This is a genomic window from Paraburkholderia sp. J69-1 (assembly GCF_905220255.1).
Lineage (GTDB): Bacteria > Pseudomonadota > Gammaproteobacteria > Burkholderiales > Burkholderiaceae > Paraburkholderia.
The window spans coordinates 364,549-379,463 of record NZ_CAJMZG010000002.1 but is presented as its reverse complement, the minus strand read 5'-3'; the positions used below and the strand labels follow the sequence as shown (position 1 = coordinate 379,463).

Here is a 14,915-nt window from a genome sequence, read left to right as displayed (position 1 = left end):
CAAGATGAAAAGGAAATGTAATTTTCATATATGAATCAATGATTTGGCGCAATTTGCATTTAGGGTTTGCACTATGAGAAGCGCCGACATATCGCGGATTTTTTCAGGCAATTTCAGGCTATCTGCCGATGAAATAAATATATTCGATCGACCTTCAAGATGATTTTAAGCCTTGCTCAAAATTAACGCATTCATTTCGGACCGGAAATCGATTTCCCTGAAGCGCCGCCGGGCGGGCGTTGCGGCGCCGCGCCGGGTTTTCCACCCCTTACGACCGATGATTTTCCAAATGTTTTCAAGCGCCTCCACCTGATTTTCATCAATTGACGGTGATCAATACTCCCGCAGGTATCGGAAAAAACCCTTGGTTGCGAGTGGGGAGTTTTGTTGATAGCATCCGCGGGTCGCTGATTCAGGCCGGACCACCTTTCCGGTTTGCATTGCAGTGAACGGGGCAGGCGGATCGCTTGCGCAACAGGGACGCGTATCAACGCGATCTCTCCGAACTCAACCGCAACAAAGCGGGTGATACATGCCGGGCCCCGTTGCGTCTTCAGTTTTCCATTGGCCCGTCGTGTTGTCGTCCCCCCTGGCTCGTCCTCGGGGTGCTGTTCGTTTGCGCAGGTCATCCGTCTGACCGGTTGACCCGAAAACAATCGAGGAGCTCCTGATGACGTCGCTGTTCCGCCGTAACCGCCTTACCTCTTTCTCCGTCGCCGCCGCGCTGCTCGCTTTTGGTGCAGCCGCTCACGCCGACACCGTCAAGATCGCCATCGCCGGCCCGTTCAGCGGCCCGGTCGCCCAGTACGGCGACATGGTCAAGGCAGGCGCCCTGACCGCAATCGAACAGATCAACGCCGCTGGCGGTGTGAACGGCAACAAGCTCGAAGCCGTCCTGATGGACGACGCCTGCGAGCCGAAGCAGGCCGTCGCGGTTGCCAACAAGATCGTCTCGCAGCACATCCAGTACGTGGTTGGCCACGTCTGCTCGGGCTCGACGATTCCCGCTTCGGACATCTACGAGAACGAAGGCGTCGTGATGGTCACGCCGTCGGCTACCGCACCGCAGCTCACCGAAGGCAAGAAGCGCCAGTTCATCTTCCGCACCATCGGCCGTGACGACCAGCAAGGCCCGGCAGCCGCTGCGTACATCATCAACAAGGTCAAGCCGAAGAAGGTCGCGATCCTGCACGACAAGCAGTCGTATGGCCAGGGCATCGCCACGTCGGTGAAGGCTGCGCTCGACAAGGCGCACATCCCCGTCGTCGTGTTCGAAGGCATCAATGCCGGCGATTCGGACTACTCGGCAATCGTCACCAAGCTCAAGTCGCAAGGCGTGGACTTCGTCTACTTCGGCGGCTACCACCCGGAAATGGGTCTGCTGATGCGCCAGTCGCGTGAACAGGGCGTCAAGGCCACGTTCATGGGACCGGAAGGCGTGGGCAACAAGGACGTGACGGCGATCGCCGGCCCGGCTTCGGAAGGCATGCTGGTCACGCTGCCCGCCGACTTTGCCGCCGACCCGGCCAACGCGAAGCTCGTGAAGGCCTTCGCGGATGCCAAGCGCGACGCGAACGGTCCGTTCCAGATGCCGGCTTACGCAGCGGTCGAAGTGATCGCCGACGGCATCAAGGGCGCAAAGAGCACCGATCCGACCAAGGTTGCGGCTTACCTGCACAAAAATGCGTTCAACACGCCGATCGGCAACGTGCAGTACGACGCACAGGGCGACCTCAAGTCGTTCCACTTCGTCGTCTACACGTGGCACAAGGACGCCACCAAGACCGCCGCGAACTGATCCCCGCGCGCATCGACGCACATGAAACGCCCCGCTCGCCGCCGCGGCGGGCGGGGCGTTTTACGCAGATGCGCAACGCAGGAACGATCGGTACGGTTTCAAGAGTTTCTCAAAGGTCTCTCATCGGCTTCATCGCCGCGGGGCTTAAAGCATGAATGATTTTCTTCCGCAGTTCACCCAGCAGCTCGTCAACGGGCTCACGCTGGGTGCGATCTACGCGCTGATCGCCATTGGCTACACAATGGTCTACGGCATCATCGGTATGATCAATTTCGCTCACGGCGAGATCTATATGATCGGCGCCTATGTGGGCCTCGTCACGCTTACGGCGATCGGCACATCGGCGGGTTATCCGCTGCCGCTCGTGCTGGGCGCGGCGCTCATTGTCTCGGTGCTGGTCACCGGGCTCTACGGTTTTGCGGTCGAACGCGTCGCGTATCGGCCGTTGCGCGGCGGGCCGCGTCTCGTGCCGCTGATCTCGGCGATCGGCATGTCCATCTTTCTGCAGAACTACGTGCAGATCGGGCAGGGCGCGCGCGACGTTTCCGTGCCGATGCTGATCTCTGGCGCGCTCGATTTCAACATGGGCGGCAACTTCGACGTGACGATTCCGTACGCACGCATGCTGATCGTGGGCACCACGATCGTGCTGATGGTCGCGCTCACGCTGTTCATTTCGCGTTCGCGCATGGGCCGCGCCTGCCGCGCCTGCGCCGAAGACATGAAGATGGCCAACCTGCTCGGCATCGACACGAACCGCGTGATCTCGTTCACGTTCGTGCTCGGCGCGATGCTGGCGGCGGTGGGCGGCGTGCTGATCGGTCTGACGATCGGCAAGCTCAATCCGTATATCGGCTTTATCGCGGGCATCAAGGCGTTCACGGCAGCGGTGCTCGGCGGTATCGGCAGCATTCCGGGCGCGATGCTCGGCGGCGTGCTGCTCGGCCTGGCCGAAACCTTCGCGGCCGGTTATATGCCTTCGGAGTACAAGGACGTCGTGGCGTTCGGCCTGCTCGTGCTCGTGCTGTTGTTCCGTCCCACCGGCCTGCTCGGCAAGCCGGACGTCGAAAAGGTGTGAGGTCGAGATGAGCCAAACTGTTTCGGTTCGCGCGGCCAGCCATAGCGGCCAGTCTTCGTCGCAGACGTTGAAGGGCGCCTTCGCCGCCGCCATTGCGACCATCATTCTCACGGCGCCTATCCTCGGCCTGCAGCTCACGCTGGACGGCTATCAGGTGGTGCTGCAGCAGCACTGGCGCCCGGTGTGGATCGCCGCTGCCGTGGTGTTCGTGTTCCAGCTCCTCAAGCCGATGTTTGTGCGCGCAACGAGTGCGGTGAAGTTGCCGAAGGCGCCTGCACTCGGCGCACGCCAGCAGCGCATCGCGATCTGGGTGCTGCTCGCTTTCGGCGCGGTGTTCCCGTTCATGGGTTCGCGCGGCACGATCGACGTTGCCACGCTCGCGCTGATCTACGTGATTCTCGGCCTCGGCCTGAATATCGTGGTGGGCTTCGCGGGGCTGCTCGACCTCGGCTATGTGGGCTTTTACGCGGTGGGCGGCTATACGTATGCGCTGCTCAACCAGTATTTCGGCTTCACGTTCTGGGAATGTCTGCCGCTGGCTGCGCTCGCGGCCGCTACCTTCGGTTTCGTGCTGGGCTTCCCGGTGCTGCGTCTGCGCGGCGACTATCTGGCGATCGTCACGCTCGGCTTCGGCGAAATCATCCGCCTGCTGCTCAACAACCTGACGAGCATCACGGGCGGCCCGGACGGCATTTCGGGTATTCCGAAGCCCACCGTGTTCGGCTTCGAACTCGCGCGACATGCGAGCGTGGAAGGCGCAAAAACCTTTAACGAGCTGATCGGTATCGAGTACAGCGGCGAACACATGATCATCTTCCTGTACCTGCTCGCGCTGGTGCTGGTTGCGTTCACGCTGTTCGTCACCAGCCGCCTGCTGCGCATGCCGATGGGCCGCGCGTGGGAAGCGCTGCGCGAAGACGAAATCGCCTGCCGTTCGCTGGGACTGAACCCCACGCGCATCAAGCTCTCGGCGTTCACGCTGGGTGCTTCGTTCGCGGGTCTGGCCGGTGCGTTCTTCGCGGCGCGCCAGGGTCTGGTGACGCCGGAGTCGTTCACCTTCATCGAATCGGCGCTGATTCTCGCCGTGGTGGTGCTGGGCGGCATGGGTTCGCAACTGGGCGTCGTGCTCGCCGCGATCCTGCTGACGGCGCTGCCGGAAGTGGCGCGCGGCTTTGCCGAGTACCGCATGCTGATCTTCGGTCTGGTGATGGTGCTGATGATGATGTGGCGTCCGCAGGGCCTGCTGCCCGCAAGCCGTCCGCACGTGGAGTTGCCGCAATGAGTGCACAAGCGTTGTTGAAAGTAGCGGGCTTGCAGATGCGCTTCGGCGGTCTGCTGGCGGTGGACGGTATCGCGTTCGATGTGCGCCCGAACGAGGTCTTCGCGATCATCGGGCCGAACGGCGCGGGCAAGACCACGGTGTTCAACTGCGTGGGCGGTTTCTACAAGCCCACGGCAGGCGACATCGTGCTCAACGGTCATGCGATCACGGGCCAGCCGAGCCATGAAGTGGCGCGTCGCGGTCTGGTGCGCACGTTCCAGAATATCCGCCTGTTCAAGCAGTTGACGGTGCTGGAAAACCTCATGGTTGCGCAGCACCTGAAGGTCAACCGCAACATGCTGAGCGGCCTGTTCGCGACGCGTGGCTACCGCCGTGCCGAGCGCGCCGCGCTTGAACGCGCTGCGTACTGGCTCGAACGCCTGGGCCTGCGCGATGTGGCAAACCGTGAAGCGGGCACGCTTTCGTACGGTCATCAGCGCCGCCTCGAAATCGCGCGCTGCATGATCACGGACCCGCGTCTGCTGATGCTCGACGAACCGGCCGCCGGTCTGAATCCGCAGGAAAAGATCGAATTGCAGCATATGGTCGATGGCCTGCGTAACGAGTTTGGAATCTCCGTACTCCTGATCGAACACGATATGAGTCTCGTGATGGGCGTGTCGGATCGCATTCTCGTGATGGAACACGGCAAGCCGATCATGATCGGCAAACCCGACGAAGTGCGCAACGACCCGCGCGTGATCAAAGCCTATCTGGGAGAGGACTGATGCTGAAGCTGGACAAGGTCCATACCCATTACGGCGCGGTGGAAGCGCTGGCGGGCGTGTCGATCGAAGTGAACAAGGGCGAGATCGTCACGCTGATCGGCAGCAACGGCGCCGGCAAGACCACGCTGATGATGACGGTGTGCGGTACGCCGCGCGCGTCTTCGGGGCAGGTGACGTTCGAGGGCGAGGACATCACGCGTCTGCCCACGCACGAAATCATGCGCAAGGGCATGGCGATTTCGCCGGAAGGCCGTCGCGTGTTTCCGAGCCTCACGGTGCTCGAAAACCTGCAGATGGGCGGCTTTTTCTCCTCGCAGCAAGATATCGACGCGGGCATCGAACACGTGTTCAAGCTGTTCCCGCGTCTGAATCAGCGTGCGAAACAGCGCGCCGGCACGATGTCGGGTGGCGAACAGCAGATGCTGGCGATCGGCCGCGCGCTGATGAGCAAGCCGCGTCTGCTGCTGCTGGACGAGCCGACGCTCGGTCTCGCGCCGCTGGTGATCGCGCAGATCTTCGACATCATCCGCACGATTCGCGAAGAGGGCGTGACGGTGTTTCTGGTCGAGCAGAACGCGAACAAGGCGCTGCAAGTGGCCGATCGCGGCTATGTGCTCGAAACCGGCCGCGTGGTGCTGGCCGATAGCGCCGATAACCTGCTCGCCAACGACGAGATCAAGCGCGCTTACCTGGGCGGTTAAATTCGCATCGGCGCCTGGTTTGGGCTTGAGCGTTTGATGTACGCGGCCCGCGCAGTCTTTCCCCTGAAAAGGAAGACGGCGCGGGCCGTTTGCATTTCTGGCTAGATGGCGGCGATCAGATTGGCGGGGAGATCCGCGCAAGCGGCCTAGGGCGGTGGCGCGCAAGCAGGTGGCCGCGCAGCAAAAACGCGTCGGATGAGGCGCGTCAACCACGTTAGCAAACCGTCGCAATGCGCCGTGCGCCGCAGCATGCGCAACGCATCTTCATCGAAAAAGACGATAAAACTTTCAATCTGATTTCGATTTGATGCGTTTCTCTTTCTTCTTGTCACAGGAGTGATGGGGACTGGACAAGCGGGCCGCGCTCACGATAATTGAGATTCCCGCAGGGAAGCGCGGCGCAACAGTCGACGCCGCGCAGCGTATTGATAGTCACACCGGAGAGTCGTTGGATGTCTGAAGAGTATGAAGTGCACGGGCCGCACGATCACGCGGTCGAGCATGCCGCGTCCGGGCACGGTCACGGCGAACATGGCGGCGCGGGCGAGCGCGACCCCTTCCCGGGCCGCATGGCGGTGATGACGGCGATTCTCGCGTCGATCGGCGCGATCCTCGCGTACCAGAGCGGCAACAGCGAAAACCTCGCGCTCTATTACAAGAACGAAGCGGCGATTCACAAGACCGAAGCCGCGAATCAGTGGGCCTACTATTCGTCCAAGGGCGAAAAAGAGAATCTGGCCGAACTGGGTGCTTCGCTGGCGGCGCTCTCGCCGAATGCCGCCGAAGCGCAGCGGCATTTCGCCGCTGATGCCGACCGCTATCGCCAGCAGAAGGAGCCGATCCGAGCCAAAGCCGAGGCGCTGGAGAAGCAGGTGCAAGCCGACGACGAGCGCGCCGAAAAGCTGCTGCACGGCCATCATCGTTGGGCGCAGGCGACCACGCTGATCCAGATCTCGATCGCACTGACGGCGATTACGCTGCTCACGCGCCGCAAGTGGTTGCTGCGGACCTCGGTGGGCGTGGGCGCGCTGGGCGTGGTGATGGGCGCACTGGCGTTCTTCGGGCCCTGAGCGCGGCCAGCCGGTTAATCGGCGACGAATCTATCCGCCGCAGACGATGGCGGTCAGCAGGAGCGGCACCACGGATTTAACCGTGGCGTCGCTGTTCGCCTCGCTAACGCGCGAGCGGACCGATTCCGCGGGAGCCGAAACCACGACGCCATAAAGCGGCGCCTTGATCTCCTTGCCCGCGCCGCGGTGGAAGAGATCGTCGTCGCGTGCGTAGCCCAGCACGACATAAATGGGAAAGCCGAACGCGCTCAGGCGGCTGCCGTGCACGGGCCGGAACGCATTGACCGAATTCGCCTCGACCCGGCTCGGGCTCGGGTCGATCGACTTTTCTTCAATCAGCGTCGAAATAAATTCATGCGGATTCGAGGTGCAGTCGAACCGTTTGTCCAGGGCCTGCTGAGGCTGGGCGCCGAGCGGCGCACAGAGGCCAAGGAGCGCAAGGAATGCGCCAAAGCTTGCCAGACGGGGCACCACGGGGACTCGACGCTGTTTCATGGCAGTGACGAAAACCGCTTGAATTCCGTTGGAATCCATTCGACACCGAAATCCCCATCGAACGCAAGATGGCGGCACACAAATTGCGCACAACGACGCCGCACCGCCATCTTTTCACGCTCCGTTAAAGCATCGACTTCGCCTGGCTCAGGATCTTGTCGCATACCTGTTTGGTGGCTGCTTGTTTCAGGCCGCTGCCGGAGAGGTCGAGTTGCTGGCCATTGCCGGACGTGAGAATGCCGCTGGTGCCTTTCTCGTAGCCGCTGTCGGTCGTCGAGGCGCCGCCGGGCAGTTTGCTCAGCAGCGAGTCTTTCACGTTGCTGGCCGTGTCGGCGTTCAGGTAATTGTTCTTGATGCAGTATTGAAGCAGACCGGTCACGTTGCCCATGCTATTGGAAGTGACCGACGAGCCGGACAGCGAACTGCCCAGGCCGCCCAGATTGCCGAGCGCGCCCGAGGTCGAACCGCTGCTGCCGCTCTGATTGAGCAGGTTGCCGAGTTGGGCCTGAGCGAGATGCCACGGCGCGAGCGCGGCGGCGGCAAGGGCCGCGGTGGCGATCAGGGCGCGGGCGCCGCGCAGTGAGGATGTTTGCATACACGATTCTCCTGGAAGGCCATGGCCTTCGTACTATAGACGGATTCGTCGCGTGGCTTTTGCTGGGTGGCTGCGTCATGAATGCGTGCAGCGTGAAAAGAAGCGGTGCAACCTGTCAGTCGGCTGGGATGTCACCCGTGAAGTGCAGGCAATTCATCGCCATGTCATTTGTTGCGTGCACAACTGAGTTTCGGGAGAGAAGGGACCGGGACGACACGTTAATGCGGTTAATGCCATTCATGAGTATTTTTGTTGCATTTCGCTGAATGGCATTTGAATTGCATTCACGAAGATAAAGCAATTGGCATGGCAATCGGCGATGAGCCTGAAATGAGCGTGCGATGGGGTCGGTCACGCGATGCATCACGAGGTACGCATCAGCGAGTCATGACAACGCTACAGCGGCACAACAGCCGTCTTGCAGGATGCATACGATGCGGAAATGCCCTGCAGCAAGGGTTTTTCTGGCGAATCGAAGAGGAATGCCGCACGGTTTTGCAAGCGCGATCGGGCATATTCCGCGCCATGCAATGCGTGACTTTGTTTCTAACCGTAACACTTATTACGGCCCTCCTCATCGGCTGGTTTCAGGTGGTATGCTTCCTGCACAAATTCTCCCTTGCACGAGTGAGACCACGTTCTTTGCGTCAATACCGTGAACACACGCACTGCCAAAGTGCAGTCGGTGACGTAAATGAACAAGTCATATAAACATATGGTGCAACCGAGCACGCCCACGCGGACAGCAAGATCCGCGAGCGAGCTCCGTCACTGCAGCCCCGGTCCGGCTGCGTGGAGAAAAGCATGAATTTCGAAGAACTGAGCGACGAGGAGTGGATGGTAGTGTCCTCGCTCGTATCCGATGAACCGCCTATACGTTTGAACCGCCGCGGCCGCCCGCGTGCGGAGCCGCGCGTCGTGGCGAATGCCGTGCTGTGGATCTTGACGACCGGTGAGTCCTGGTCGCGCCTGCCCGCACGTTATCCGTCCGGACCGACTTGCCGCCGCCGTTTCGAGGACTGGCACGTCAGCGGCACGCTGCTCGAGCTGGTGCAACTGCTCACGCAGCGCGGCCGCAGCTTTGTCTATGTGCCCGAGCCCGCTCAGGCGCAGGCCGTCGCGAGCGCGCAGCCCGCGGCGGCGGTAGCCGTTGTGGTCGAAGAAGTGACCGACGACGACGGTCTGCCCGCCGTCTACTGGAAAAGCCCGGAAGCCTGGCAGGCGCCCGCATCGCTGGCCGATGCGCCGCTGGCGGGCAGCCCCGTGGCCAATCCCATCGAGAGCATGACGCGCCAGCTCGCGCGTCTGGACGAGGCCTTGTCGCAGGCCCAGCATCGCACGGCTGCGAAGCCGGGGCAGGGCTCGTCCATGGTGCCGCCGCAGGCCGATTCCAGCGCTCACGCCGCGCGTGTGAGTGCGAAGCCCGTGGCTCGCACGGTCGTGCCCGAGGAAAAATTCGAGGCCGCCGATAGCGAACTCGATCTCGCGCAGATCGCCGAATGGCGTGGCTACGTGATCCATCTGAATCTGGAAGCGGCGCGCAATCGCTCGCAACGCGGCATGTATCGCGCAGCGGTGGAAATCCTCAAGGACGACAAGCGCGTGGAGCGTTCGGGTCTGATCGGCCCGGCCTTCGACGATGCCGACGAGGCGCGCCATTTCGCGTTCGACTGGGCGCGTCAGTGGATCGAGCGCGAAGGCACGCAGGCGAGCAGTGGTGGTGCCGATACGGATGCCCCGGATAGCAACGATCCAGGCGTTTCGCTCGCGCGCGCCGGTCACGACGTGGTAACGCGCGCCATGCCCGTTGCGACGCCCGGTCTCGCCACCGCCAGTGTGGCGGCCAGCGTTCGCCATGCGCCCATGCAACGCTATACCAGCAGCACGCTGCGCACCGGCGAGGCGCGCGACAGCACGTCCAACGCGGGCGCCGACCGTCATCCGCACGCTTCGCGTTACAGAACACATCTGAACTGAGCGCCGGCCAGCAGTATCGGCCGCTGTTAAGTCTGCTTTCACGCTGTCCGTCAAACGCTTTTCCCGCTTCATCTTTTTTGCCCAGGCACGCCGTCAACCGGAAAGCGATGCATTGCTTCGCTATTTTCCGTTGCGGCGCGAGCCGTGGTGTCTCCGTTCGTTCTTATCCGTCAAACCGCTCGAGCCCGCGTGGGCCCGAGCGTTGCAGTTCTTGCCTGCTGTTACTGCCGGCCGTACTGATCGTCCAGACGCACGATGTCGTCCTCGCCGAGGTACGAGCCCGACTGCACCTCGATGATCTCGAGCGGCATCTTGCCAGGATTTTCCAGTCGATGCGCCACGCCCAGCGGGATATACGCCGATTCGTTTTCCGAAACGATGAAGCGTTCCTCGCCGCGCGTCACCAGCGCCGTGCCGCGCACGACCACCCAATGCTCGGCGCGATGGTGATGCATCTGCAGCGACAGGCGCGCGCCCGGTTCGACCACGATGCGCTTGACCTGGAAACGCTCGCCGCTATCGACGCTATCGTAATGACCCCACGGACGATGCACGAGGCGGTGCGCGACGGCTTCGCTGCGGCGCTCGGATTTCAGGCGCTGAACGATTTTCTTCACATCCTGGGCGCGTGAACGGTCGGCCACGAGAACCGCGTCCGCCGTTTCGACCACCACGAGATTTTCCGTACCCAGACAGGCGACCAGGCGGGAATCCGAGTGCACGAAGGTATCGGTTGCGCCCTCGAAGATGACTTCGCCGCGCGCCACGTTACCCGTTTCGTCTTTCGGCGCGACCTGCCAGACGGTGTCCCAGGAACCCAGATCGGTCCAGCCCGCAGTAAGCGGCACGACCACGCCGCTTGCCACCGTGGTATCGCCCGAAAGCGGTTCCATCACGGCATAGTCGATCGAATTCGACGGCGAACGGGAAAATGCTTCGGGGTCCACACGGAAAAAATCGCCATCGGCCTTGCCGTGTTCGACAGCCGCCGCGCAGGCATCGTAAATCGCCGGCTGGAAGTGGCGAATCGCCTTGAGCCACGTGGAAGCGCGCACGATAAAGATGCCGCTGTTCCACCAGTAGCGCTGCGATGCCACGTATTGCTGGGCCAGTTCGATATAAGGCTTTTCGACGAAACCATTGAGACGTCGCGCGCCGTTCGGTTCTTCCGCGCCCAGCGGCTCGCCCACGTGAATGTAGCCGTAACCCGTTTCTGCATGCGTGGGCACGATGCCCATCGTGACGATCTGGCCGTTGGCCGCGTGACGCACGCCATCCGTCACAGCGGCCTGGAAGGCGTCGAGATCGGCGAGGGCGTGGTCGGCGGGCATCACCACGAGGATGCCGTCCTGCTGCGCTGCCGTCACGGACAGGGCTGCGATGGTCAGCGCCGGTGCCGTATCGCGTGCAAGCGGTTCGAGAATCAGACGGGCTTCCTTGCCCGCTGCGCGAACCTGATCGGCGGTGGTGAAGCGGTGCTCTTCGTTGCAGACGATCATCAGCTTGTCCGCGAGCGTCACGCGCTCGGCGAGGGCATCGAGCCTGCCCGCCGTATCCGCGAGCAGCGATCGCTCGCCTACGAGGTTGATCATCTGCTTCGGGTACTGCTCGCGGGACAGTGGCCATAGCCGCGAACCTGCGCCGCCGGCCAGCACAACCGGGCAGACCTGCAGCGCGTTGCGTGCATCGCCGCGCGTAGTGGCTTGTTGAGCCGCGCGTGCCTGGGCCGTTGCGGAACCCGTATCCGTCATCTCGCTCTCCTGAAAGGGGTTTCGGTTCTGCGATTTGTAGCATGCTTAAAATCGCAATAAAAAGCGCAGTAAAGAAGAAAAGCGAAAATATTCGGATTAAATTAATCAATTCCGATTCATCCTGAATGGGGCGGGATAAAAATAAAAAGAAAAATAGTCGATGACACGAATGTGTTACGAAATAAATCAGAAGGTTTTGTGTCCGATCCGGCAATTTTTGCCGCATCGCATCAAGTCTGGAAAGCTTGTCTGGCGGACATTCTGGCAATCGTTGCCGAAAAAATCAGCGAAAAAATAGGTCGTTAGCATCGAAACATTTGGAGATACTTTTTGACCTTGCGCTCGCAATTTTTATAGCGCTTTATTAGGGTTTATTCGGATCAGCTTTATCAGCGCCGGGGTAATCCCGGTGTCATTCCCAGATTCCTGTAGCGGCAGCCATGATGCAAAGCGCGTGGCTGCAATTCATTTTTTTCAACCGAGGTGCCGGACATGCTGAGCGTTCTAGCCAGAATTATCGATGTTGCCGCCATCGCCGCCGGCGCGCTGCTTGCGGCCGCCCTGCACCACGGACGGTTCGCCACGCTTTCCGACGCGGAGAGCGTGGCGCTCGCTTTCAACTGTCTGCTGGCGATCTGGATGTTTCCCGCCTTCGGCATCTACCAGTCGTGGCGCGGCAAATCGCTCTACGTGCTGGCGGCGCGTGTGTGCGCTGCGTGGATCGCGGTCGAATGCACGGGCATTCTGCTGAGCTTCAGCGTGCACCGGGCCGATTCGCTTTCGCGTATCTGGCTCGCGTATTGGGTCGTGGCCTCGGTCGCACTCCTGATTATTTCGAAGTCGCTCGTGCATATGGTGCTGCGCAGCCTGCGCCGCGAGGGCTACAACGTGAAGGCGGTTGCCGTGGTGGGCGGCCCGCGCTATGCGCGCTTTCTGGTCGAGCAGATGAAGAGCCGCCCGGAAGCGGGCTTTCATCCGGCACTCGTGTACGACGAAGACAGCGACGCGGATGGCGATGCCCATCTGGAAGGCGTGCCAGTCGAGCGCAACCTGCAGGCGATGCTGGAATTCGTGCGCGAGCACGATGTCCGCGAACTGTGGCTGGCTCTGCCGATCACGAAAGAGCGCACGATTCATCGCATCGTCATGGCCATGCGCAACGATTTCGTGAACATCCGCTTTATCCCGGATGTGCGCAGCCTCTCGTTTTTCAGCCAGCCGGTGGTCGATCTGCTGGGCGTGCCGGCGATCAATCTCGCGGCTTCGCCGGTGACGGATCTGAGCGTGCTGCCCAAGCGGGTATTCGACATCCTGTTTGCAGGATCGGCCTTGCTCGCGCTGACGCCGCTTTTCGCGCTGATCGGCCTGGCGATCAAGATCACGTCGAGGGGCCCGGTGTTTTTCCGGCAGCGCCGCAAAGGCCTCGATGGCAATGAGTTCGAGATTTACAAGTTCCGCTCGATGAAGGTTCATGCGGAAGTTTCGGGGCAGGTCACGCAGGCGCGCCGCAACGATCCGCGCGTGACGCGTGTGGGCGCCTTCCTGCGCCGCACGAGCCTCGACGAACTGCCGCAGTTCATCAACGTGCTCAAGGGCGAGATGTCGGTCGTGGGGCCGCGTCCGCATGCACTGGCGCACGACGACATCTACAAGGATCTCGTGCGCGGCTATATGGCGCGCTATCGCATCAAGCCCGGCATCACCGGCTGGGCTCAGGTCAACGGCTTTCGCGGCGAAACGGACCGCGTGGAGAAGATGCGCGACCGCGTGCGTTTCGATCTGCATTACATGCAGCACTGGAGCTTCGCGCTCGATCTGCGCATCGTCGCGATGACGATGTGGAAAGGCTTCGCCGGGCAGAACGCGTACTGAACATGAATTGAGCTTACCAGGCGCGCGGCATGCGCAAGTGGCCGCGGCCCTGGTCGACACCAACAGGCAATCACATTTGAGGTAGGCATGAATCTGACGATCATTGGCAGCGGTTATGTGGGTCTCGTGACAGGCGCGTGTCTGGCCGACATCGGCAACGACGTGTTCTGTCTCGACGTGGACCAGCGCAAGATCGACCTGCTCAATCAGGGCGTCGTGCCGATTCACGAGCCGGGCCTGAAGGAAATCATCGAACGCAACGTGCGCGCGCGCCGTCTGACGTTCTCGACCGATGTGGAAGCGGCCGTCGCGCACGGCGACGTGCAGTTCATCGCCGTGGGCACGCCGCCCGACGAAGACGGCTCGGCCGATCTGCAATACGTGCTGACGGCCGCGCGCAATATCGGCCGCCTGATGAACGGCTTCAAGGTCATCGTCGATAAATCGACGGTACCGGTGGGCACGGCAGCGCTGGTGCGCGACGCCATTGCATCCGAATTGCGCAAGCGCGGCGAGGATCACATGTTCTCGGTGGTCTCGAATCCCGAGTTCCTGAAAGAGGGTGCCGCCGTGGACGATTTCGCGCGTCCCGACCGCATCGTGCTGGGGTGCGACGAAGACGTGCCGGGCGAGCGCGCCCGCGAACTGATGAAGCGCCTCTATGCGCCGTTCAATCGCAATCACGAACGCACGTTGTATATGGACGTGCATTCGGCCGAATTCACCAAGTACGCGGCCAACGCGATGCTCGCCACGCGTATTTCGTTCATGAACGAACTGGCGAATCTGGCCGATCGCGTGGGCGCGGATATCGAGGCCGTGCGCCGCGGTATCGGTTCGGACCCGCGTATCGGCTACGACTTTCTTTATGCCGGCTGCGGTTATGGCGGTTCCTGTTTCCCGAAGGACGTCAAGGCACTCATGCGGACTGCTGAAGATTTCGGCGAGCCGCTGCAGATTCTGCGCGCCGTGGAAGCCGTGAACGAAATCCAGAAGCAGGTGCTGGCCCAGAAGATCGTCACGCGCTTCGGTTCGGATCTCACGGGCCGCACGTTCGGCCTGTGGGGCCTGGCTTTCAAGCCGAATACCGACGATATGCGCGAAGCGCCCAGCCGCGCGCTGATCGCCGAACTGCTGGCGCGCGGCGCACGCATCCAGGCCTACGATCCGGTCGCGATCAAGGAAGCGCAGCGCGTGCTGGAGATGGATCTGCACAAGACGCCCGAACAGCTCGAACGACTCGTGTATGTCGACGATGCGATGGACGCGGCCAACGGCGCCGACGCGCTGGTGGTCGCCACCGAATGGAAGGTGTTCAAGGCGCCGGATTTCGAAACGCTCAAGGCCCAGTTGAAAACGCCCATCGTGTTCGATGGACGCAATCTCTACGAGCCGCTTTCGCTGCAGGAAATGGGCATCGAATATCACGCCGTGGGCCGCGCGAGCGCCACGCAGGCGAGCCGCGCGCGTGCCGAAGCCGCGACCCAATCGAAGTCGCCTTCGCAGGTCACGGCGTAACGCGGCTGAAT

Annotated in this window: 12 protein-coding genes; 9 read left to right on the top strand and 3 right to left on the bottom strand. The window is 61.8% G+C overall.

What is annotated here, in order from left to right:
• Positions 1-670 precede the first annotated feature (670 nt).
• From U5A67_RS04770 to U5A67_RS04745, 6 genes are all read left to right on the top strand, one after another.
• Entirely contained in the window at positions 671-1,798 is a 1,128-nt protein-coding gene (locus U5A67_RS04770; protein WP_205982331.1) for a branched-chain amino acid ABC transporter substrate-binding protein, read from the top strand.
• A gap of 151 nt (positions 1,799-1,949) precedes the next feature.
• The gene (gene livH, locus U5A67_RS04765) at positions 1,950-2,876 is read left to right on the top strand and encodes a high-affinity branched-chain amino acid ABC transporter permease LivH (RefSeq protein WP_205982332.1); all 927 of its coding nucleotides are present in this window, start codon (positions 1,950-1,952) and stop codon (positions 2,874-2,876) included.
• 7 nt (positions 2,877-2,883) lie between these two features.
• Positions 2,884-4,158, top strand: coding sequence for a high-affinity branched-chain amino acid ABC transporter permease LivM (locus U5A67_RS04760; protein WP_321813252.1), 1,275 nt, complete (start codon positions 2,884-2,886; stop codon positions 4,156-4,158).
• On the top strand, positions 4,155-4,925 hold the full coding sequence (livG, locus tag U5A67_RS04755) for a high-affinity branched-chain amino acid ABC transporter ATP-binding protein LivG (protein WP_321813251.1): 771 nt from the start codon (positions 4,155-4,157) through the stop codon (positions 4,923-4,925). The genes U5A67_RS04760 and livG overlap by 4 nt, the downstream gene beginning before the upstream one ends.
• Positions 4,925-5,626 (top strand): ABC transporter ATP-binding protein, encoded by a 702-nt coding sequence (locus tag U5A67_RS04750; RefSeq protein ID WP_205982335.1) that lies wholly within the window; start codon positions 4,925-4,927, stop codon positions 5,624-5,626. Before livG ends, U5A67_RS04750 begins: the two co-directional genes overlap by 1 nt.
• A 452-nt stretch (positions 5,627-6,078) precedes the next feature.
• Entirely contained in the window at positions 6,079-6,696 is a 618-nt protein-coding gene (locus tag U5A67_RS04745) for a DUF4337 domain-containing protein (RefSeq protein WP_205982336.1), read from the top strand.
• 30 nt (positions 6,697-6,726) lie between these two features.
• Here U5A67_RS04745 and U5A67_RS04740 read toward each other — a convergent pair whose 3' ends face one another.
• Positions 6,727-7,230, bottom strand: a complete 504-nt coding sequence (locus U5A67_RS04740; protein WP_321813250.1) for a hypothetical protein — start codon at positions 7,228-7,230, stop codon at positions 6,727-6,729.
• Between the two features lie 85 nt (positions 7,231-7,315).
• Complete coding sequence (locus U5A67_RS04735) at positions 7,316-7,786, bottom strand: DUF2501 domain-containing protein (RefSeq protein WP_321813249.1); 471 nt, start codon at positions 7,784-7,786, stop codon at positions 7,316-7,318.
• Between the two features lie 804 nt (positions 7,787-8,590).
• Here U5A67_RS04735 and U5A67_RS04730 point away from each other — a divergent pair.
• Positions 8,591-9,763: a transposase gene (locus tag U5A67_RS04730; protein ID WP_321813248.1), complete on the top strand. Its 1,173-nt coding sequence runs from the start codon at positions 8,591-8,593 to the stop codon at positions 9,761-9,763.
• Between the two features lie 221 nt (positions 9,764-9,984).
• On the opposite strand, the gene U5A67_RS04725 is transcribed toward U5A67_RS04730, so the two are convergent.
• The gene (locus U5A67_RS04725) at positions 9,985-11,514 is read right to left on the bottom strand and encodes a mannose-1-phosphate guanylyltransferase/mannose-6-phosphate isomerase (protein WP_321813247.1); all 1,530 of its coding nucleotides are present in this window, start codon (positions 11,512-11,514) and stop codon (positions 9,985-9,987) included.
• Between the two features lie 492 nt (positions 11,515-12,006).
• Here U5A67_RS04725 and U5A67_RS04720 point away from each other — a divergent pair, with 492 nt between their 5' ends.
• Together U5A67_RS04720 and U5A67_RS04715 are read left to right on the top strand one after the other, a co-directional pair.
• The gene (locus tag U5A67_RS04720; protein ID WP_205982339.1) at positions 12,007-13,386 is read left to right on the top strand and encodes an undecaprenyl-phosphate glucose phosphotransferase; all 1,380 of its coding nucleotides are present in this window, start codon (positions 12,007-12,009) and stop codon (positions 13,384-13,386) included.
• Positions 13,387-13,473: 87 nt separating this feature from the next.
• Positions 13,474-14,904, top strand: a complete 1,431-nt coding sequence (locus U5A67_RS04715) for a UDP-glucose/GDP-mannose dehydrogenase family protein (protein ID WP_321813246.1) — start codon at positions 13,474-13,476, stop codon at positions 14,902-14,904.
• Positions 14,905-14,915 lie beyond the last annotated feature (11 nt).

Coding starts and splice junctions, on each gene's coding strand:
- livH (WP_205982332.1), top strand. CDS start 1,950: ATGAATGATTTTCTTCCGCAGTTCACCCAGCAGCTCGTCAACGGGCTC.
- livG (WP_321813251.1), top strand. CDS start 4,155: ATGAGTGCACAAGCGTTGTTGAAAGTAGCGGGCTTGCAGATGCGCTTC.
- U5A67_RS04740 (WP_321813250.1), bottom strand. CDS start 7,230: ATGGATTCCAACGGAATTCAAGCGGTTTTCGTCACTGCCATGAAACAG.
- U5A67_RS04770 (WP_205982331.1), top strand. CDS start 671: ATGACGTCGCTGTTCCGCCGTAACCGCCTTACCTCTTTCTCCGTCGCC.
- U5A67_RS04730 (WP_321813248.1), top strand. CDS start 8,591: ATGAATTTCGAAGAACTGAGCGACGAGGAGTGGATGGTAGTGTCCTCG.
- U5A67_RS04750 (WP_205982335.1), top strand. CDS start 4,925: ATGCTGAAGCTGGACAAGGTCCATACCCATTACGGCGCGGTGGAAGCG.
- U5A67_RS04735 (WP_321813249.1), bottom strand. CDS start 7,786: ATGCAAACATCCTCACTGCGCGGCGCCCGCGCCCTGATCGCCACCGCG.
- U5A67_RS04720 (WP_205982339.1), top strand. CDS start 12,007: ATGCTGAGCGTTCTAGCCAGAATTATCGATGTTGCCGCCATCGCCGCC.
- U5A67_RS04760 (WP_321813252.1), top strand. CDS start 2,884: ATGAGCCAAACTGTTTCGGTTCGCGCGGCCAGCCATAGCGGCCAGTCT.
- U5A67_RS04715 (WP_321813246.1), top strand. CDS start 13,474: ATGAATCTGACGATCATTGGCAGCGGTTATGTGGGTCTCGTGACAGGC.
- U5A67_RS04745 (WP_205982336.1), top strand. CDS start 6,079: ATGTCTGAAGAGTATGAAGTGCACGGGCCGCACGATCACGCGGTCGAG.
- U5A67_RS04725 (WP_321813247.1), bottom strand. CDS start 11,514: ATGACGGATACGGGTTCCGCAACGGCCCAGGCACGCGCGGCTCAACAA.